This is a genomic window from Cohnella sp. (assembly GCF_041640265.1).
Classification (GTDB): domain Bacteria; phylum Bacillota; class Bacilli; order Paenibacillales; family Paenibacillaceae; genus Cohnella.
Genome location: NZ_JBEQAP010000002.1, coordinates 295,788 through 315,149, shown reverse-complemented (window position 1 = coordinate 315,149; position 19,362 = coordinate 295,788). Strand labels below are relative to the sequence as shown.

The following is a 19,362-nucleotide window of genomic DNA, read 5'->3' as shown; positions in this document are numbered from 1 at the left end:
CCTTCATCGCGTTGGTTTCTTTCAGCCATTCACCTTACCTCCCTTCGCCCCGCGCCGCGCAGGATAGGGACTATAGAGCGCCGGCCATAACGTCCCCCTGTATAAAGCTTCATCTAATGAATATTGCGGCAAATTCATCGGCTGGTATGGGATGTACTGATTCGGAGGCACAATATACCACTTCACTCGGATAGGGGGACACGGATCATAGGGGCTGACATAAGGTGCGTATTCCCTCCATTGGGCATCGTACATGGGAATTTCCCTCCTCTGATGTTTAACAATCTGTTTATAAACCGTGATATATCCGCTTATATCCTATGCTCAAGTTGACGGCTTTCAGACATTTTTATTTCGGATCGAAGAAGAGAATGTTTCATAAAAAAATAGAGCCATCCCCTTTTGAGGCGGGATAGCTCTATTACTTAGAAAGCTTCTGTTATTGGAACTTGATTTTGAAATCGAATAAGCCCGCTTTACGCATCGCCATGAATACGATCACTACGATAGGTCCGAGGAACACACCGATTAGTCCGACAAGTTCGTACCCAACGTACAAGCTGATCAGCGCAGACAACGCCCCAATCCCGACTGCATCTCCGAGGATTTTCGGCTCCACGATCCGTCTGACAACAGTAATAACAAGAAACAATAACAGCAACCCTATTCCCGTGAATACATCTCCGACCGCCAGCTGATAGAGCGCCCACGGAACAAGGACTGATCCGGTTCCTAGTATAGGCAGGATATCCACAACAACAATTAATAGTGCAATGGCCAGCGGATATCCTGTTCCGATAATAAGCAATCCGATAAACGAAATAATATAAGTAATGACGCTAAGCAACAGCTGCGCACGTAGAAATCCAAATACGGATTTGCGCAGACTTATCAACACATCCTCTACCTGAAGGCGGGATTTATCCTCGAACATCGAGAGAAACGAGCTTTTCATCGACGGCAAGCTTAAGCTAAACAAAAACACAGCGACCAAGAACACGATAAAGAAAATAAAGAAATCCGGAACACCGGCAGCAACCCCTAATAAAATGGTAGAAATCTTGCTGGATAGTGTTGTCAAGGCGTCAATTAACTTGGATACCCAATCCTCAAGCTGATCCGGAAGCGGAGCATTGCCATTGTTCGAATAGCTTTGGAGCTGCTTCAACAAATCACGTATGTAAGCATTCGCGTTCCTAAGAATATCAGGCATTTTCGCGAAAAAATTACTTAATTCACTGACAAGCTTCATTCCGATTAATCCCAAGACTCCAAGTAATAGAACAGTGAATATGGAACTTGAGATAGTCGATGCGGCTAAGCGATTCATCCGCGTCTTCTTCATCAAAAATGTCGTTAATGACTCAAGAAAAATAGCAGCGACAAGTGCCAATAGGAAAGGAGCGCCTACCGTGAATAATAAATATAAAAAGGCTACTGAAAATCCCATTAACAACATAGTGCGTATCGGCATACTCTTACTCCTCTCTAACTCCCTTATAAATATGCACTCGTTGAACACGTAACCGTTCCGTCTGTGCAATCTCAAAAACGTAGTTCTCATGAAGGACCTTCTGACCTCTAGAGATATTACCTTCAAGATGATTGAACAGCCAGCCGCCAATGGAGTCCACTTCTTCATCCTCGATATCAAGGCCTAATAAGTCATTTACATCTTCAATTAGCATACGTCCATCCACTGATGTTAATTCGCCCTTCACTACGACTGTCGGCAGCTCGTCATCGAATTCATCGTGTATTTCCCCGACAATTTCCTCTAATATAGTTTCAGCCGTCAGCATCCCCGCAGTACCGCCATACTCGTCAATGACGATGGCCACCTGTGACTTCTTGTGCTGCATCAGCTTCAACACCTTACTAACTTCCATAGACTCCGGAACGCTTAATATCGGGCGAAGAAACTGCTTGAGATCATGCTCCTCATCCGGGTCGGCAGTAAGCAGATCAGTGATATGAACGAATCCAATAATTTGGTCTTTGTCTTCTAGCCCTACAGGATAACGGGTATGCTTCGATGTATAAACCTGCTTCACATTTTCCTCATAGGAGACATTGGCAAACAAGCAATCCATGTCTGTTCTTGGAAGCATAACCTCGCGTGCAACACGGTCCGCGAATTCGAATACGTTATCGAACAACGTCATCTCATCCTTGTCGATAATGCCGCTCTTGGCGCTCTGGCTCATCAGGATACGGATCTCTTCCTCTGTATGGGCAGCCTCGTGCTCACTGGCAGGTTCAACTCCGACGAGCTTAAGCAATCGATTCGCAGTTCCGTTCAGAAACCAGATAAAAGGAAGGAACATTCGATAGAAAATAAGCAGGGGCCAGGAAAGCCACAAGGAAACGCCAACCGAACGTTGGATGGCTAGCGACTTAGGTGCCAATTCTCCAAAAACAATATGAAGAAAAGTAATGATGATAAATGCAACCGTGAAGGCTATCGAGTGGATGACAGTCTGATCCGTCATACCGAAGCTATGCAGCAATGGTTCAATTATCAGGTCCGCAATAGCAGGCTCTCCTACCCATCCTAGTCCAAGGGAAGCTAAGGTAATGCCTAATTGTGTTGCCGAAAGGTAAGCATCCAGTCGTTTATTAACCTTTAAAGCGTATTTCGCTCTTACATTCCCCTCATTGTTCAGCTGTGTTAATCGGGTTTGACGGACCTTAACCAGAGCAAACTCCGAAGCTACGAAGAAACCGTTCAGAAACACCAAGAGTAGGACAAGCGTAATATTCCAAAAGATTAAACTCCACTGTAGTTCCAAAATAAATCAAACTCCTCCTAGTCTACCCCATTCCGGCAGCTTAATTATCTGATGCCTTAGGGGATTGCGCGCCTGATCGTAAAGTCAGTATCCCGGTAATACATGTCGGACACTAATAAATTCGGGCCGCAGCATTTCGCCGCCGGACAATGACAATTCACAGCCTGCTGCATCGGATGATCCCGCCATTTCGCAAACACTTGATCCAGCCTTTCATTCTTAATATTTCCAAAAGAAGGGACGGCTGCGAAATCCGTTACGTATACATCTCCGGTGAACATGTTTACATTTACCCGATTACGCCCATCAGGATCATTACGGACGGTAACGTTCTTTTCAGTCGCAAGCCGATTAACCAACCTTCTCTCCTCTAGATTGTCGCTGCATGCAAAGAATGGCAACGTCCCAAACAGCATCCAAATGTTGGGATTACGGTTATCTAGAAGCGATGCTATCGCTTCAACCATCTGATTGCGCGTTACGGCAGGTAAGCCGGAAGCGAATGAGCTCGGGTACATCGGATGAATCTCATGACGCTGGCAACCCATCTGGGAGATCATTTGGTGAATTTCTGTGATTTTGTTATAGGTTCGGTAGTTGATCATGGATTCAGCCGAGACGAGCAACCCGCCTTTAGATAACCTCTGAGCATTATCAATCATGCGCTCATACATTTTCGATGCGGCTTCTAATCGAACGCTGCGACCTGTTCGGGCGAACCCAACCTCGTGAAAGTCTTCTGCTTGCGTATAATTAAAGGATATGTGCATGACATCCAAAAAAGGAGCGATGAGCTCATATCGCTCAAAATCCATCGTTACGTTGGAATTCAATTGAGATCGTAACCCGCGCGCTCTAGCATATTTCAGTAAGGGCAGCACGATATCCCGAACTGTCTCTATCCGAAAAGTGGGCTCTCCCCCTGTCAAGCTAATGGTCTCCAAATATTCAATTTCATCAAGACGCCGAAATATAAGGTCGAGCGGAATGTGTGGCGATTCTAGCATCGTTAAGCTATCGCCTACAGCACAGTGCTCACATCTCATATTACAAAGATGTGTTACTGTAAGCTCGACGCTGGTCAGCTCATGGCGACCGAATTGCCCGAGAGATCGAATAGGATCCCACGGATCGTAGTCGGGTGATAGTGCTGTCCAGCTTGCAGGCGGTGCAAATGGACCCGTTAACACTGGATGGGAAATACCTTGCATATTCAGTACTCCTGTCTAAACTTAGTTCCTATTATTGTACGGGTCGAGTAGAGAAAAAAGCAACATTCTACAATTGTATACGATTACCATTCTTAAAGAAAACAGGCTGACCTCGCCTGCAGATAACCTGCTGTGGTGGGGCAGCCTTGAGTGATGTTAGGCAGTAAGCGGATTCTTTTCTTGCTCACCATACCCAACCTTCGATATTAAGATGTTATGATGCTTGGACAAGTCCAGTTCATATGGTGTTTTAAGATCGACACCCGCTTCATCGGTAAGCACGCGCACTACCGGGCGATGGGCACATGTCGAATTGATGTCAACAACGATTCCGTTTTCTCCCGTGTTAAGTGTAACTAATAAGCCAATTGGATAAATCGCTACTTTATCACGGAACAACTCCAACATCGTCGTATCATAGAGAGTATTGCTGCCGGAGTATAATGCTTCTACCGCTTGATGAGGAAGCATAGCATCACGATATATTCTGTGGGACGTCATGGCATCGTAAGAATCCACGATACCGATCCACTTGGCAAACTCATGAATCTCATTTCCTTTTAGCCCTCTAGGATATCCCATACCGTTAATTCTCTCATGATGCTGATATGCGCAATGAGCTGCCAAAAGCGGTATATTGGGCTCGTCTTTTAATAAATAAAACCCGCGCTCTGCATGCCTCTTCATCTCATCGAATTCATTTTCAGATAACATCCCTGGCTTCAGCAATACTTCCATCGATATCTGGGTTTTACCAATATCATGCAGCATGGCTCCAAGTCCCAATGTGGTAAGCTGCTCGTGATTATATCCATAAGCCTTGCCTAGCAAAATAGAGTATACGCAGACGTTGAGAGAGTGCGAGTACAAATAATGATCTACTGTATGCAAATTCATTAACATAATCATGGCATCTTGATTATTATTAAGATCGTCCATGATCATCTGCATGACTTCACGCATTTTACGGCCTACGTAGGGGTAGGTTCCATTTTTCCTTTTGTTTTGTTGTTCGGTAAAGGCGTTGAATGCTCCGCGAATCTCCTGTAATGCACGCCTCTGAGTCTCATCGCTGAGCAGCTCCGGAATGACCAAATCATCAGTTCTAGCATCTTGGATGTAAATAAAGCTGATCCCGCAATCGCCCAATCGTCGAATGAGCGATGAGGTTAGTTCAATACCTTCAGCCAAAAGCACAATGCCATTGTCGGAATATATTTTCTTGGCTAATTTCATGCCCGGCCGACTAAGTGAAATCGGCATTATGCGCATATATAATAATTCCTCCCTGTTTTTTTTCCTGATACGTCCGATAAGGTAAATACTCTCTAATGTTAGAATCGGATTATTCCGTAATAAATTGTATAGTTTTTCGCAAAATACGACATTTTTCGTCACTCACCTATTTTAACGCATTATAAAGATATAAAAAAGCGCCGCCAAAGCGAAACGGTACCATGCGAAATGTTTGAGCTTGATTTTCTGAAGAACTTTAAGAAAAGCCACAACAACAACCCAAGCTACAACAAATGAAACGATGAAACCTGTCATCAAAAATCCGAGATCCATCTCACCTGAACGAAATTGATCCAGATTAGTAATAACCTCATAGCCTGTCGCAGCAGTCATAATCGGAATCGCAATGAAGAAGGAAAAATCCGCTGATGCCCGATAGCTTACTCCGCTCAGCATACCCGCTGCAATGGTTGAACCCGACCTTGAGAAACCAGGCCAAACAGCTGAAATACATTGCAAAATACCAATAAATAAAGCCTGCTTATATGTAATGTCATCCATGGTTTCCGAGGTGCGTTTGATCTTGCCCGATTCGTAAAAAAATTCGGAAACCCACATGTATATCCCGCCAACCACGAGAGCCCACAGCACCGGTGCAGGGTGAAAACCAATTTCCTTTATATAATCCCGGAACAGAAATGCCACAGCCATTGGCGGCACAATCCCAAGCAGGACATGAAGGAGATTTAGTTTCTTCTTCGGAAAGGCATTAACAGACAGCCCTTGAACGGATTCCCGTTTTCCTAGCCCCAACACTTGAAAAATCTTTTGACGATATACAAGCGCAATCGCTAGAATAGCCCCAAACTGGATGACGATCTCAAAGGTTTTGAGTTCCTCCGGTATTACCTCATAACCTAATAGCTTGTTCGTTAGAATCATATGCCCTGTCGACGATACGGGTAGAAATTCGGTCAAACCTTCAACAATTCCTAGAATAATAGAATCAAACCAATGAAGCATGCAGTAATTCACTCCTCTTCCTATTTTGACTGAATATGGATGCGCGGTCTTCTGCAATCCTCGACCCATTCCTCTTGATTAAGCGCTTCGGATAGAACATCCCGAATAAATTCTGGAAGAAAATAACGAATGTCATACCCTTCTTTTAACCCCACATAGCCTACCCCGAACGCAAACATGTCCAAGGTACCTACAGAGTAAACGCGATTCTCATCCAGCGATATTCCATTGATCTTAGCGTGCTTTATTCGATGGTACGGGGCCGCGGAAAGATCGATGGTTATCTCCATACCATCTAAACATAGTGTCCCTAATACTTGGCCGCGAAAGCCAAAGCCGCGAATGACAAGCTCATGGAACTCAGGCAACAAGCTTTCTTCTAGCGCTTGGACAATCTGGCACCCTTGCAGCTTCATTACACAGAGATTGATCGGCGACGGGCAGATGGCGTGAATCAACTCTTCTGTCACGACTCCTGATTGAAGCCCCTGAAGCAGCTGTCCAGCATTCACAATCCCGATCTCTGCCTCTGTTTTCCGACGAACGGCACAAGCAAGCAACGTACTTAACGGAGATTCCGAATCGGGCAGCCACTCTAGCGGTTCGGCCAAACTCGCAACCTGCTTATCCATCTTTCGCTTTGCTTGTAAGCGATAATCAGCAATAAGAGTGTCCAATTCAGGATGACTAGGAAAATCATCCGTAGGTATAGCTCCGCCAGAAATTTTGATGAGTTTCCTCTCCGAATCGAAAGCAAGCTCCAAATGTCCAATATGATTACCGAATTTCCCGGCCGCGCATAGTGCTGTTTGACCGATTATCAGGGGAACCTCCAAGAGGTGGTGTGTATGTCCTCCCAGTATTAGATCGATTCCTTCCACTGTGGCAGCAATCCGCTCGTCTTGGCGTAAACCTAAGTGTGATAACACGATCAGAACGTCTACTTCATTTCGCAGACGCTTAACCTCTTTTCTCATGGTTTCCAGCGGATCGAAAGCATTCCAGCCCAACAGCTCATAATAATCATTAAACGGCGCCGTTAAGCCAATCAATCCAATACGTATACCGGATCTCTCGATTGTCAAAGTCGGAATCATCCACGAGGGACTCTTACCGGTCTCCTTCAGCACCATATTGGCACAAACGACGGGTATGGGCATACCTTGGAACAATTCATCAAGTTCTTCAGGCGTATAACTCAACCCTTCGTTATTGCCAAGCAGCACCGCATCATAACCGATACTCTCAAGAACTGCACGGTTGGATGCGCCTAGCGTCCCTTCGGTCTCTAGCCTGACGCGATCCAGAAAATCGCCGCAATCAAGTAATATAATCCTGTCTTTAGGCTGACTGGCTCTGACCTCTGCAATGTAACTCGCAATGCGGGATACTTCTTCAAAATGGCTGTGCAAATCGTTCGTATGCAAGAGCGTAAGGGTTATATTGGATTCAGTCATAGTGACTTCTTCCCTTTAATAATCTGAATTTGAGAAACCTCATGCAAAAATCCGTAGCTCGCTTCCTCTCCAAGCTTTGGATTAGCAATAAATTGGAGAGACACCATGCTTTTGACATTCAAGCAAGCGCTTGACCCGTCGGGTACATACAAGCGGAGAGGACCGCCTTTAATAAGCGGATTTCCATCAATGGAATATTGCAGCAATGCCTTGATTAATTGCCCTCTGGGAATTACCGCTTGGAACTCATCGGAAGCCCTTACTATCAAATGGGTCATATTGGCATAGGTTTGCTGCATGGACATGTACCAATCCAGCAGGTCAAAGCCTTCCCCGCTTGCTTCGGGTACACGCTCTGCAATGGGGAAAACATGACCTGATTTAGCAGCCATTTCCTGCGGCGAGGTTACGATTTTCTCCTCATTCGGCAATATCACGGTTATAGACAAATATCTTCTCTCCTAACCGCCGATTTGCGACATTCGCCGCTCCGTCGGCACATGACTTTGTTTATCTCCCGCAAGCAAAGCCGCCATTTCGTGATTCTCCGGCTTAATATCCATCGCCTTACGGAATAACTGCTCCATTTCATCCGGCGAGCCAAGTGCAGGTCTAACATTCAATTCATCAACCCAATATAAGCAAGGCTTAATATGACCGTCTGCAGTCAACCGCAGCCGATTGCAATTTTTACAAAAATGTTCACTAATCGGATGAATAAGGCCGAAGGTGCCTGCACCACCCGCAATCCGCCAATTCTCGGACGGTCCGCTGCCCTTTGGGCCCGCATCCTGCTCAAGAGCATATCCCAACCGTGTTGCCTCTTCCAATACTCTAGAGAGAGGCAGGTAATGATCACGCCAATTCGCATCATCATGTCCGATCGGCATATATTCGATAAATCGGATGTGCAGAGGCTGCTCCATCGACAGCTTCAGAAACCGCCCGATTTCATCCTCGTTCACGCCTTTCAGGAGCACGCAATTTAATTTTATCGGATTCAACCCAGCCTCTGCGGCCGCTTCTATGCCTTCCCAGACTTTATCCAAGTTTCCGCGGCGGGCAATGAATTTAAATCTCGCTTTATCTAAAGTATCTAAGCTGATATTTACGCGCCGCAGACCTGCTTCCTTAAGCTTCGCTGCCTGAGGAGCAAGTAATAAGCCATTCGTTGTTAGGGAAATATCATCAACGCCGGGCAAAGCCGATAATCCGGCAATGAGCTCCTCGAGTCCAGGTCTTACGAGCGGCTCTCCGCCCGTAATCCGAAATTTGCGAATTCCTAATTTGGCAGCTGTAGACGCAACCTCTAGAATGTGGTCATAGGATAGCAGCTTATCCTGGTCCATGAAAACCATACCTTCTTCGGGCATGCAGTAAAGACATCGCAAATTACATCGGTCGGTTACGGATATCCGTAAATAAGTGTGCTTTCTCCCGAATCGATCCAACAATTCCGTCATCTCTATCCACTCCTTTGCTACCGTTCTAGTGTCCCTCTAGCATAACATTTTCGCAGGCGATATGGTATGCTTGAAGAAGGGAATCTTTGACGTTTGACGGAAGGAAGCTGAACATAAAGATGACAAACACTTGGACAATTTCTTTATTTGCCGGGCTTGCCGAGAGACTTGGAACACGCAGCCTGCTTCTTTCATGGGAAGAAAGCCAATTAACAGCAGGCCAGATAAAAGAAAGACTGACGATACAGTTTCCAGAGCATGCGACTATTATTTCTATCTGCTTTATGGCGCAAAATCAAGCTTACGCCCACGATGAAACGATCGTTTCCTCAAAGGATGAGCTTGCACTGTTACCGCCGGTATCCGGAGGAAGCGATGAAGACAAGCTTCTCGAGGATGAGGTTGCATTCGAGAAGCGTTATACGATTGTCGAGCATCCCCTTGATGTGGATAGCGTTATCTCAATGGTATCTCATCCCGACCATGGTGCCGCGATCGCTTTCGTTGGCACTACACGTGAGTGGACTGCCGGTCAAAGAACGGTCACTTTGGAATATGAGGCTTATATCCCTATGGCTGAAGCCGCATTGATTCAAATTGGCGAGGAAATCAGCTCGCGATGGCCAGGAACGTTATGCGCTATCGCTCATCGAATTGGCAGCGTTGGAATCGGTGAGATTAGTGTTGTGATTGCCGTCTCCTCCTCTCATCGTGCTGATGCGTATGATGCTAGCCGTTATGCAATTGAACGATTGAAACAAACGGTGCCAATATGGAAAAAGGAAGTCTACGAGGATGGGACGGAGTGGAAGGGACATCAGCTCGGCCCTTGGGATCCCACTGCCACTCTTGATGAATCCGGAGGAAACTCACATGACATCTGAATACAGAGGTGAACCTTCGCGCTACTCGCGTCAGATTCGATACGCGGCTATCGGAGCCGAGGGTCAAGCAAGGTTATCAGATTCTCATGCTGTGATTGTAGGGGTAGGTGCACTAGGCTGTGTCATAGCCAATCATCTAGCACGCGCGGGTGTCGGCAAGCTGACACTTATCGATCGGGATATCGTTGATCGGAGCAACCTGCAACGGCAAATGCTATATGACGAAGCTGACGCTGCTTATGGTACTCCTAAAGCTATTGCGGCCTCTTCCCGACTTTCCGTTGTGAACAGCGAGATTACTCTGGAATCGCATGTGGTGGATCTTTGCACTTATAATGCGGAAACACTATTGAGCGAAGCGGACATTATTATAGATGGCACTGATAATTTCAGCGTCAGGTATTTGATAAATGAGGTCAGCATTAAGCATGCAATTCCTTGGATCTACGGTGGAGCTGTGGGAGCATCCGGTATGACTCTTACGATTGTACCCGAGGTGACGCCATGCTTAAGCTGCCTATTCCCCGAACCGCCCGCAGGAGGTTCATTGGATACTTGTGAGACAACCGGCGTCCTCACGCCCATAATAGATACAATTGCTTCGATCCAGGTAATGGAAGCGATCAAGCTGTTGACGAACAAACAAGAAGCGCTTCATGGCTCGCTCCTGCAAATCGACCTCTGGCAGCATCAATGGCAGTCCTTGTCAGTTGGAAACGCAAGAAAACCCTCATGTCCCGTTTGCGGACAGCGTCGCTTTGATCTTCTAGAAGGAGATGGCGGAAACGAGCCGGTCACTGCTTCACTATGTGGAAGAAATACGGTTCAAGTGTCACCGGCGCGACCTAACCTGCTTGACTTACAATCGCTAGCCAATCGTTTAGGAAAGGCTGGACGCATTGAGTTAAACCCCTATTCCTTGCGGCTGTATTTACCTGATGGAATTACCTTCATCCTATTTACCGATGGCCGGGCCCTCGTAATGGGAACGGATGAGCCTATGCGAGCGCGACGAACGTATGCTGAACTGATGGGCGAATGAAAACTTGCATTCTGAAGTATTTTATTGCAAGTAAGCGCTTTAATTGGTAGCATACAAATTAGAAAGTTTTATCTAACAATCTAATATCCTGCCGAGGTGTGTCATGAGAGTCCATATTACAGATGTACGATCGGGTGACCGTCTATCTGAGGATATCTTCAATTCCTTTGGATTACATGTTCTTTCTAAGGAAGCAATCCTGAATGAAAAGGAGTTATCTAGACTCTACCAGCATCAGGTTGATTATCTAGAAATTCAACCACGCACAGGTAATACTCCCATCGACATTAAAGGGACTGCCACCCCCGCTTCCGATAACACTCTGCTCCGACCGCTTTACCACGATGCGATTGCCGGAGCTGAGGAGTTATTTGAACGCGCTCTTCAAGAAGGGCGTATTTATGAGGAAGATGTAAAGCAAAGTTTTCAGCCGCTAGTCGAGAACTTCCGTTCCGAACGCGATGTCGTCTCGCTCTTGCTTATGCTAAACAGTCAGGATGATTATACATACCAACACTCCGTTCAGGTCGGAATGCTCAGCTATTATATTGCCCGCTGGCTAGATTGGAGCGAGGAAGACACGGTTCGAGCAGGAAAGGCCGGCTTTCTGCATGATATTGGTAAATGTAAAATATCTGAAGCAATCTTAAACAAACCGAATAAGCTCACCGAAGAAGAATTTATGCAAATTAGAAATCACCCTCAGCTGGGCTATGATATCTTGAAAAACTCTTTTGAGGATCCTGCAATCGCGCTTGCTGCTCTGCAGCATCATGAACGAATGGACGGCGGAGGTTATCCTCTTGGTCTTACGAAAGAAAAAATCCATCCCATGGCGAAGCTTGTTGCCGTTGCAGATGTGTATAGTGCTATGATCTCCACTCGTGTATACAGAGAGAAGAGAGACCTGCTTTATGTTCTCAAAGAGCTGTATGAGTTAAGCTTCACAGAGCTTGATCCTGATATTACCCATACCTTTATTCGACATTTGGTGCCGAACTTCATTGGCAAGAAGGTCGAACTAACCACAGGGGATAGAGGCAATATCATCATGACTAATCCAACCGATTTCTTCCGTCCACTCATCCAAATCGGTGAGCAGTTCATCGATTTATCATCCAAAAGGAACTATGAAATCAAACAGATATTCATGTAAAGAAAATGAAAAAGGGCAGTACTCCCTTATCTGGGGAATACCGCCCTTTTTCGCATATTTCACGTTAATCTTTTGGCGTAGAGAAAAGTATCTTTCCAATACGTCTTGTTAATCGGCGTTATTTGAACACCGTCCTCCGGCTTCGGGCTGGAATGGATCATATTTCCATCCCCCATATATATGCCAACATGGCCAACGGTTTCATTACTTTTAAACCGACCTGGTACGTAGAAGAACAACAAATCTCCATGCTGCAGCTTAGTACGATCGACAAAATTCCCTTTAGAAGCTTGTTGCCTAGCTAATCTAGGTAAATCGACGCCAAATTCTCCGAACACGTGCTGCGTAAAGGTTGAGCAATCAAATCTATGGGATTGTTTATAAGGTGCTGCACCGAAATCATATGGAACGCCAAGATACTTTCTGGCGAAGCTTATCATTTGTACTTCATCGACATTATTGCCTGCCATCGCCATCGAGAGTTTCGAAGGCTTGTCATCCGCGAAGTCTAAGCTTTTGCCGTCTACTCCAGTCTCTGGAGCGGGCTTAGGAAAAAAAGCAACATTGTCGGGCTCGATTACGAATACTGTTACATCACCGAATAGACTCTGCAATCCAGATACAGGGATATAAAGTTGATTTCCTTCACTCACAGCTGGCCCAGGCATTGTTACTGCCTTGCCGGCAAGCATCACTGTACGCTCACCCGTCTGGAAAGTCCATGCCGGATCATTGTCGCCGACGCCAAACTTGCCATTGTCCAGCCAAGCTCCATGGTAACCTGTTGCCTCCGTTAAATCCCCAAGGGAAGCATAAGGTGCATTATTAATCGTTCGAATTGGAACAATATGGCGCCCTTCAGTTAAATCAGTAGTGGATTGACTATCTGATTGCACTTTAACGGGACCTGCATTGTACTTGCTCAAATCCTTTGTGTCTCCAGGGCTGTTGCTCATACAACCAGATAACAATGCCAGGACCAATGCTGTCGGCAAAACTTTATGAAACCTCATGCAATTCGCGCCGCCTTCCAAATTAGTCGTTATAGAACTCCTTTTAGGATGACTCTTAAACGTCCCGATTATGCCTTTGCAACACAAAAAAGGGCCGTTCCCACCGCGTGGGAACAGCCCTTCCATTTAACTGAGCGGTTTAACCGATACTGCCTTCCATCTCCATCTTGATGAGACGGTTCATCTCGACCGCGTATTCCATCGGCAATTCTTTGGTGAACGGCTCGATGAAGCCCATAACAATCATTTGCGTTGCTTCAGCATCCGATAAACCGCGGCTCATGAGGTAGAATAATTGATCCTCAGATACCTTGGAGACCGTTGCTTCATGCTCCAGCGTGATATTATCGTTCATAATTTCATTATACGGGATCGTGTCGCTTGTCGATTGGTCATCCATGATTAGCGTATCGCACTTAATGTTTGCTTTAGCTCCTTCAGCATTTCGACCGAAGGAAGCAAGTCCGCGGTAAGTTACTTTGCCACCATGCTTGGATATCGATTTGGAGACAATCGTCGAGCTTGTATCCGGAGCTAGATGGATCATCTTAGCGCCTGCGTCTTGATGCTGTCCTTTACCCGCTACGGCGATGGATAACACCATCCCTTTAGCTCCGCGACCTTTAAGCACAACTGCAGGATATTTCATCGTCAGCTTGGAACCGATATTGCCGTCGACCCACTCCATCGTTGCATTCTCTTCCGCAACCGCCCGTTTGGTTACGAGGTTATAGATGTTCGGCGCCCAGTTCTGGATCGTCGTGTAACGGACGCGCGCGTCCTTCTTAACGATGATTTCCACAACTGCGCTATGAAGGGAGTTCGTACTGTAGACAGGCGCTGTGCAGCCTTCTACATAGTGTACGGAGCTTCCTTCGTCCGCTATAATTAGCGTACGCTCGAATTGACCCATGTTCTCGGAGTTAATACGGAAGTAAGCTTGAAGCGGAACCGTACATTGTACGCCTTTAGGAACATAGATGAAGCTTCCTCCGGACCAAACCGCACTGTTCAAAGCAGCGAATTTATTATCCGTCGGGGGAATAACAGTTGCAAAATACTCCTTGAAAAGCTCTGGGTATTCGCGAATGGCCGAATCCGTATCGGAGAATATAACACCTTGTTTCGTAAGATCCTCTTGCATGCTGTGATAAACAACTTCTGACTCATACTGAGCAGAGACGCCAGCGAGAAACTTTTGTTCGGCTTCCGGTATACCAAGCTTATCGAAAGTTGCCTTGATTTCTTCCGGCACTTCTTCCCATGTTTTCCCTTGTCCCTCAGACGGTTTAACATAGTACTGAATCTCTTCGAAATCCAGATCATCCATGTTGCCGCCCCATTTAGGCATATCCATCTTCCGGAATTGCTCTAGAGCTTTTAAGCGGAACTTAAGCATAAATTCCGGTTCGCCCTTCATCTCCGAAATCGTGCGAACGATTTCTTCAGTCAGACCTTTACCGGATTGGAAAATTGCCTTGTGCTCATCACGAAACCCAAATTTGTACTCTTCCAGATCGGGCATTTGCTTAGCCATAATCATCAACCTCCTTATTTATTCTTCAATTCCTTCATGTTTGCCTGAGCCATGCTCCACACCTTTGCGAAGTGCGTTCCATGCCAGCGTCGCGCATTTAATCCGTGCAGGAAACTTGCTTACACCCGACAATGCCTCTATGTCTTCGTAATCGCCGAAATCGGCGGAATCGGCGGAATCGCCTTTCATCATGGAAGAGAACTTATCAGCCATTTCCAGCGCTTCGGCAGCATGTTTACCCATAACTGCCTCGGTCATCATCGATGCCGATGACATGCTGATCGAGCAGCCCTCACCTGTAAACCTAACATTACGGACAATACCCTCCTCCAGTACAAGCTGAAGTGAAATACGATCGCCACAGGTTGGGTTGTTCAAGTTAATCGTAACAGAGCCCTCTTCCAACTCGCCTCGGTTGCGCGGTGTTTTATAATGATCCATAATGACGCGGCGGTACAAATCATCTAATTGACTCATAACCGAAAAACTCCTTTGTTTTGACCAACGCTTCCACCAAGCGGTCGACGTCTTGCTCGCTATTGTATAGATAGAAGCTGGCTCTTGCCGTAGCACTGACTTGTAACCACCTCATCAACGGCTGGCAGCAATGATGGCCTGCTCGGATGGCAATGCCTTCTGTATCCAATACGGTTGCAACGTCATGGGGGTGAACGTCCCCCAGGTTAAATGTAACCAATCCCGCTCGTTCTTCGCGAGGTCCGTATATCGTTAGGCCTTCAATATTGGACAGTCTATCCATAGCATAGCGAGTCAACTTCTTCTCGTGCTGGTCGATATTGTGAAGTCCGACTTGCTCGAGGAAATCAATGGCTGCCCCAAGTCCCACCGCACCTGCGATCATTGGAGTTCCGCCTTCGAACTTCCACGGCAGCTCTTTCCAGGTTGAATCGTATAGCTCCACGAAATCAATCATCTCGCCGCCGAATTCAATGGGTTCCATACGCTCAAGCAGCTTCGCCTTACCGTATAATGCCCCGATTCCCGTTGGACCGCACATCTTGTGACCAGAGAAAGCATAGAAGTCGACATCCAGAGCTTGCACATCGACCTTCAGATGCGGAGTGCTCTGTGCACCGTCGACGACGATAATTGCTCCTTTGCGGTGTGCGATCTCAGCAATTTTATCAATCGGGTTAACAGTTCCCAGAACGTTAGACACATAAGTGATGGAGACAATCTTCGTGCGCTCTGTCACTGCAGCTTCCACGTCTTCAAGGCGAATCGTTCCGTCAGGCTGAAGCGGAATGTATTTAAGCGTTGCTCCAGTGACTTTGGCGGCTTGCTGCCAAGGGATCAAGTTACTATGATGCTCCATTGGAGTAATGACTATTTCGTCTCCCTCATGGAGCATCTGCCGAGCATAACCGGAGGCAACTAAGTTTAGTGCTGTTGTTGTTCCCCGAGTGAAAATAATCTCGCGGGTCGAGGCCGCATTTAGAAAGCGAGCTACTTTCTCTCTTGCGCCTTCGTAAGCATCCGTTGCTCTTGACCCGAGAGTGTGGACGCCGCGATGAACATTGGCGTTGTCCCATTCATAATAACGTTTAACTGCCTCAATGACCGAGCGCGGCTTCTGAGTTGTCGCCGCATTATCTAGATAGATAAGCGGGTGTCCATTGATCTCTTGATCGAGAATCGGAAACTCCGCTTTGAGCGCGATGGGATCCATAATCAGCCCAGCTTTCTCTCAAGGATGCGATGCAACTGCTGGCGCAACCCTTCCAGTGGAATTTCGGATACGACTGGATCCAAGAAACCATGAATAATCAGCCGTTCCGCTTCTTTACGCGAAATACCACGCGACATAAGATAATGAACCTGCTCCGGATTAACTTGACCCACACTCGCCGCATGTCCTGCTTTCACATCATCTTCATCGATCAGAAGAATCGGGTTGGCATCTCCGCGAGCTTTCGGACTGAGCATCAGAACCTTCTCCGTTTGCTGACCGTTCGACTTGGTGGCGCCCTTCTCGATCTTCGTAATCCCGTTAATAATGGCGGTCGCTTCATCCTTCATAACGGCACGGGTAACCATGTCGCTTTCCGTATTGCGTCCGAAATGAACCCCTTGTGTTGTGATACTCATGCGCTGACTGCCTGTTCCGACGGAAATGATCTTGGAATCGGAAGTGGAGCCATTTCCTTTAAGAACGGATTTAGTATCCGTAATCGTATTTCCATTGTGCAGATCTCCGGCGATCCACTCGATCCTTGCGTCATTATCGAGAGTAGCACGGCGGTATGAAATATCGATAGCACTGACATCCATATGATGTACAGCCGCATAACGGACGAAGGCGCCTGGCTTAGCAAATACTTCTACGGCGCTATTGTGAAGAAGAGTCGAGTTTGCTCCTTCCAAGGAGGAAGCCACTTGCTCAACAAACGATATCCGGCTATTGCTCTCTGCGATAACAAGAATGTGAGGCATGAATGTCGCCTCCGCATCGTCTACGTATAAGAGCGCTTGAATCGGCGCTTCAATGTTGACGTTACGTGGAACGTATAGGAATACGCCGCCGTTCCAGAGTGCCGCGTGCAGCGATGCGAGCTTGTGCTCTTCTTTCGTATATAAGGTCATGAAGTGGTTACGAAACAGATCTTCATGGTTGCGAGCCGCTTCTTCCATGCTGGTCAGAATAACGCCCTGCGCTTTCAGTTCATCGGAAAGTCTTGTATAAATGACCGAAGAATTGTGCTGCACAATCAACGTTCCGGTATCTTCTGCCGGCAGCAATGCCGATATACCAGCAGGTAGATCCGCTGCTTGTGAAACTGCAGCTCCTGGACGGCTTAAGCCGTAGTGATCTAATGTCCAACGCTTAAGCGGCATTTTCTCGGGTTTCGGCAGCTCCAATTGGTCTACTAGTTCTCCGGCTTCTTCGCGTAATGCCACAAGCCAAGCAGGCTCGTTCTTGCTCCGAGCGATCGCGGCTGCCGCTTCTCGGCCAAAAGAGGTGGTAGGTGTACTCATGATTGCTTAGCCTCCTCTTTAAGCTTGGCCGACGGTCTCGTCGACGATGCCCAATTCTTCTTTAATCCAATCATAACCTTCTGCCTCTAAACGCTGTGCCAGCTCCGGTCCGCCTGATTTAACAATACGGCCCTGCATCATAACATGGACGAAGTCCGGTGTAATGTAATTCAGCAAGCGCTGATAGTGAGTAATAATAAGGAATCCGCGTTCCTCGTTACGCATCGCATTTACACCTTCTGCAACGATCCGAAGAGCATCGATATCCAGACCTGAATCGATTTCGTCCAAGATTACGAGCTTAGGCTCAAGCAGCATCATTTGCAGAATTTCATTACGCTTCTTCTCTCCGCCGGAGAAGCCTTCATTCAGGTACCGGTGCATGAATTCAGAGTTCATCTCCAGCGTCTTCATCTTGCTCTCCATTTGGCGAATGAATTTAATTAAGGAAATTTCATTTCCTTCGCCAAGGCGTGCATTGATAGCTGTGCGCAAGAAGTCTGAATTCGTAACACCTGTTATTTCGCTTGGGTATTGCATAGCTAAGAAAAGCCCCGCCCGAGCACGCTCGTCCACTGCCATTTCTAGAACATCGTCACCATTCAGCGTTACTGTTCCTTCGGTCACTTCATATTTCGGATGTCCCATGAGGGCCGCTGCCAGTGTGCTTTTACCGGTACCATTAGGCCCCATGACCGCATGAACCTCGCCGCCTTGAATCTTAAGATCGATACCCTTCAATATTTCTTTTCCCTCGATTGAGGATTTCAGACCTTGTATTTCAAATTGTGTTGACATTCCCTTACCTCCAAGTTTCAATGGGAATTATTCTGCACGAATAATTCCTTCTTTATAATCATTTTAATTTGATTCTCAATGATTCTCAATACCAATTTTAAGAAAGTTATTGCAAAAAAGCAAACCGGGCCTTTTCCTGCATGGAAAGAAAGGCTCGAATAGGTTGGAAGAATCAGCCTTTTATTCGATTTCTGACTAAAGTTGCTTGTCGTTCGAATTCATTATCATCCAAAACCGGCAGCATCCGCGAGGAGGAAACATCTTCCAGCCATAGCCAAGATTTGCAACCGGCGTAAGTATCCTTCATGGGAAGATCAATGGGTGTCTCTAGTTTATATACCCGAAGAATGAGTACGTGCAACGGTTTCGTTCTTTTCCACTTTAGACGTTCTTCCGCATAGTCCTCCGTCCATATATGAAGCTCTTCTAACCGCTGGAGTGTTTCCACATCCGATATTTCGATGTCTTCAATCACTTCCGCATATGAAGTGATACGTACTCGTTCAGACCGCTCACCTATTTCTTCTTGTATTAGCTCAACTGAATCTCTAGCTTCTAGCTTAACCAGATTCGGCCTTTGATGCTCATACGACGGGAATAAGTAAAATTTGGGACTCTCGAGCCTGAATTCCTTCGTCTCCTCTGCAATCCCGCCTTTGCGAAGTACGATAACCTGCCTTCCTTCTTCCAGCGCCTTAACTGCCACTGCCCATTCCCTTAATGCAATTGTTTGCTCCATTATTAACTTCACCC

The 19,362-nt window shown here is 46.6% G+C and carries 19 protein-coding genes; 3 read left to right on the top strand and 16 right to left on the bottom strand.

Features of this window, described 5'->3' with window-relative positions:
- Window positions 1-21: 21 nt before the first annotated feature.
- The 9 genes from ACESLK_RS03210 to moaA form a co-directional block, all read right to left on the bottom strand.
- Window positions 22-255, bottom strand: a complete 234-nt coding sequence (locus ACESLK_RS03210) for a spore coat associated protein CotJA (RefSeq protein WP_372662090.1) — start codon at window positions 253-255, stop codon at window positions 22-24.
- Window positions 256-439: 184 nt separating this feature from the next.
- Window positions 440-1,474, bottom strand: coding sequence for a sporulation integral membrane protein YtvI (gene ytvI, locus ACESLK_RS03205; RefSeq protein WP_372662087.1), 1,035 nt, complete (start codon window positions 1,472-1,474; stop codon window positions 440-442).
- A gap of 4 nt (window positions 1,475-1,478) precedes the next feature.
- Window positions 1,479-2,795, bottom strand: a complete 1,317-nt coding sequence (locus ACESLK_RS03200; protein WP_372662161.1) for a hemolysin family protein — start codon at window positions 2,793-2,795, stop codon at window positions 1,479-1,481.
- A gap of 53 nt (window positions 2,796-2,848) precedes the next feature.
- A complete protein-coding gene (gene yfkAB, locus ACESLK_RS03195) occupies window positions 2,849-4,003 on the bottom strand; it encodes a radical SAM/CxCxxxxC motif protein YfkAB (RefSeq protein WP_372662084.1) in 1,155 nt (384 codons plus the stop codon).
- A gap of 156 nt (window positions 4,004-4,159) precedes the next feature.
- Window positions 4,160-5,275, bottom strand: coding sequence for an HD-GYP domain-containing protein (locus tag ACESLK_RS03190; protein WP_372662081.1), 1,116 nt, complete (start codon window positions 5,273-5,275; stop codon window positions 4,160-4,162).
- A 135-nt stretch (window positions 5,276-5,410) separates the two neighbouring features.
- Window positions 5,411-6,262: an undecaprenyl-diphosphate phosphatase gene (locus ACESLK_RS03185; protein ID WP_372662077.1), complete on the bottom strand. Its 852-nt coding sequence runs from the start codon at window positions 6,260-6,262 to the stop codon at window positions 5,411-5,413.
- Window positions 6,263-6,282: 20 nt separating this feature from the next.
- Window positions 6,283-7,719 (bottom strand): bifunctional metallophosphatase/5'-nucleotidase, encoded by a 1,437-nt coding sequence (locus ACESLK_RS03180; protein WP_372662074.1) that lies wholly within the window; start codon window positions 7,717-7,719, stop codon window positions 6,283-6,285.
- Window positions 7,716-8,168 carry a hypothetical protein gene (locus tag ACESLK_RS03175; RefSeq protein WP_372662071.1) on the bottom strand — a complete coding sequence of 151 codons (453 nt, stop codon included), beginning with the start codon at window positions 8,166-8,168 and terminating at the stop codon, window positions 7,716-7,718. The genes ACESLK_RS03180 and ACESLK_RS03175 overlap by 4 nt, the downstream gene beginning before the upstream one ends.
- Before the next feature lie 12 nt (window positions 8,169-8,180).
- Window positions 8,181-9,182 (bottom strand): GTP 3',8-cyclase MoaA, encoded by a 1,002-nt coding sequence (moaA, locus tag ACESLK_RS03170; protein WP_372662068.1) that lies wholly within the window; start codon window positions 9,180-9,182, stop codon window positions 8,181-8,183.
- A gap of 119 nt (window positions 9,183-9,301) precedes the next feature.
- On the opposite strand from moaA, the gene ACESLK_RS03165 reads away from it, so the two are divergent.
- The 3 genes from ACESLK_RS03165 (at window position 9,302) to ACESLK_RS03155 (ending at window position 12,264) form a co-directional block, all read left to right on the top strand.
- Window positions 9,302-10,066 carry a molybdenum cofactor biosynthesis protein MoaE gene (locus ACESLK_RS03165; protein WP_372662065.1) on the top strand — a complete coding sequence of 255 codons (765 nt, stop codon included), beginning with the start codon at window positions 9,302-9,304 and terminating at the stop codon, window positions 10,064-10,066.
- Window positions 10,056-11,108 (top strand): ThiF family adenylyltransferase, encoded by a 1,053-nt coding sequence (locus ACESLK_RS03160; protein ID WP_372662062.1) that lies wholly within the window; start codon window positions 10,056-10,058, stop codon window positions 11,106-11,108. Before ACESLK_RS03165 ends, ACESLK_RS03160 begins: the two co-directional genes overlap by 11 nt.
- Window positions 11,109-11,211: 103 nt before the next feature.
- The gene (locus ACESLK_RS03155) at window positions 11,212-12,264 is read left to right on the top strand and encodes an HD-GYP domain-containing protein (RefSeq protein ID WP_372662060.1); all 1,053 of its coding nucleotides are present in this window, start codon (window positions 11,212-11,214) and stop codon (window positions 12,262-12,264) included.
- A gap of 59 nt (window positions 12,265-12,323) precedes the next feature.
- Here the strand turns inward: ACESLK_RS03155 and ACESLK_RS03150 are convergent, their stop codons facing one another.
- From ACESLK_RS03150 to ACESLK_RS03120, 7 genes are all read right to left on the bottom strand, one after another.
- Complete coding sequence (locus ACESLK_RS03150) at window positions 12,324-13,277, bottom strand: C40 family peptidase (RefSeq protein WP_372662057.1); 954 nt, start codon at window positions 13,275-13,277, stop codon at window positions 12,324-12,326.
- 139 nt (window positions 13,278-13,416) lie between these two features.
- A complete protein-coding gene (gene sufB / locus ACESLK_RS03145; protein ID WP_372662055.1) occupies window positions 13,417-14,814 on the bottom strand; it encodes a Fe-S cluster assembly protein SufB in 1,398 nt (465 codons plus the stop codon).
- 18 nt (window positions 14,815-14,832) lie between these two features.
- Window positions 14,833-15,291, bottom strand: coding sequence for a Fe-S cluster assembly sulfur transfer protein SufU (sufU, locus tag ACESLK_RS03140; protein WP_372662052.1), 459 nt, complete (start codon window positions 15,289-15,291; stop codon window positions 14,833-14,835).
- Window positions 15,275-16,504, bottom strand: coding sequence for a cysteine desulfurase (locus tag ACESLK_RS03135; RefSeq protein ID WP_372662049.1), 1,230 nt, complete (start codon window positions 16,502-16,504; stop codon window positions 15,275-15,277). The genes sufU and ACESLK_RS03135 overlap by 17 nt, the downstream gene beginning before the upstream one ends.
- A gap of 2 nt (window positions 16,505-16,506) precedes the next feature.
- A complete protein-coding gene (gene sufD / locus ACESLK_RS03130; protein ID WP_372662047.1) occupies window positions 16,507-17,811 on the bottom strand; it encodes a Fe-S cluster assembly protein SufD in 1,305 nt (434 codons plus the stop codon).
- A gap of 18 nt (window positions 17,812-17,829) precedes the next feature.
- On the bottom strand, window positions 17,830-18,609 hold the full coding sequence (sufC, locus tag ACESLK_RS03125) for a Fe-S cluster assembly ATPase SufC (protein ID WP_372662044.1): 780 nt from the start codon (window positions 18,607-18,609) through the stop codon (window positions 17,830-17,832).
- A gap of 172 nt (window positions 18,610-18,781) precedes the next feature.
- On the bottom strand, window positions 18,782-19,348 hold the full coding sequence (locus tag ACESLK_RS03120) for a DUF1802 family protein (RefSeq protein ID WP_372662041.1): 567 nt from the start codon (window positions 19,346-19,348) through the stop codon (window positions 18,782-18,784).
- Between the last annotated feature and the right edge of the window lie 14 nt (window positions 19,349-19,362).

What these genes read in the sequence shown, in the direction of transcription:
- sufC (WP_372662044.1), bottom strand. Translation starts at nt 18,609, where the DNA reads ATGTCAACACAATTTGAAATACAAGGTCTGAAATCCTCAATCGAGGGA.
- moaA (WP_372662068.1), bottom strand. Translation starts at nt 9,182, where the DNA reads ATGACGGAATTGTTGGATCGATTCGGGAGAAAGCACACTTATTTACGG.
- ytvI (WP_372662087.1), bottom strand. Translation starts at nt 1,474, where the DNA reads ATGCCGATACGCACTATGTTGTTAATGGGATTTTCAGTAGCCTTTTTA.
- ACESLK_RS03135 (WP_372662049.1), bottom strand. Translation starts at nt 16,504, where the DNA reads ATGGATCCCATCGCGCTCAAAGCGGAGTTTCCGATTCTCGATCAAGAG.
- ACESLK_RS03160 (WP_372662062.1), top strand. Translation starts at nt 10,056, where the DNA reads ATGACATCTGAATACAGAGGTGAACCTTCGCGCTACTCGCGTCAGATT.
- ACESLK_RS03180 (WP_372662074.1), bottom strand. Translation starts at nt 7,719, where the DNA reads ATGACTGAATCCAATATAACCCTTACGCTCTTGCATACGAACGATTTG.
- yfkAB (WP_372662084.1), bottom strand. Translation starts at nt 4,003, where the DNA reads ATGCAAGGTATTTCCCATCCAGTGTTAACGGGTCCATTTGCACCGCCT.
- ACESLK_RS03190 (WP_372662081.1), bottom strand. Translation starts at nt 5,275, where the DNA reads ATGCGCATAATGCCGATTTCACTTAGTCGGCCGGGCATGAAATTAGCC.
- ACESLK_RS03155 (WP_372662060.1), top strand. Translation starts at nt 11,212, where the DNA reads ATGAGAGTCCATATTACAGATGTACGATCGGGTGACCGTCTATCTGAG.
- sufB (WP_372662055.1), bottom strand. Translation starts at nt 14,814, where the DNA reads ATGGCTAAGCAAATGCCCGATCTGGAAGAGTACAAATTTGGGTTTCGT.
- ACESLK_RS03150 (WP_372662057.1), bottom strand. Translation starts at nt 13,277, where the DNA reads ATGAGGTTTCATAAAGTTTTGCCGACAGCATTGGTCCTGGCATTGTTA.
- ACESLK_RS03120 (WP_372662041.1), bottom strand. Translation starts at nt 19,348, where the DNA reads ATGGAGCAAACAATTGCATTAAGGGAATGGGCAGTGGCAGTTAAGGCG.
- ACESLK_RS03165 (WP_372662065.1), top strand. Translation starts at nt 9,302, where the DNA reads ATGACAAACACTTGGACAATTTCTTTATTTGCCGGGCTTGCCGAGAGA.
- ACESLK_RS03185 (WP_372662077.1), bottom strand. Translation starts at nt 6,262, where the DNA reads ATGCTTCATTGGTTTGATTCTATTATTCTAGGAATTGTTGAAGGTTTG.
- sufU (WP_372662052.1), bottom strand. Translation starts at nt 15,291, where the DNA reads ATGAGTCAATTAGATGATTTGTACCGCCGCGTCATTATGGATCATTAT.
- ACESLK_RS03210 (WP_372662090.1), bottom strand. Translation starts at nt 255, where the DNA reads ATGTACGATGCCCAATGGAGGGAATACGCACCTTATGTCAGCCCCTAT.
- sufD (WP_372662047.1), bottom strand. Translation starts at nt 17,811, where the DNA reads ATGAGTACACCTACCACCTCTTTTGGCCGAGAAGCGGCAGCCGCGATC.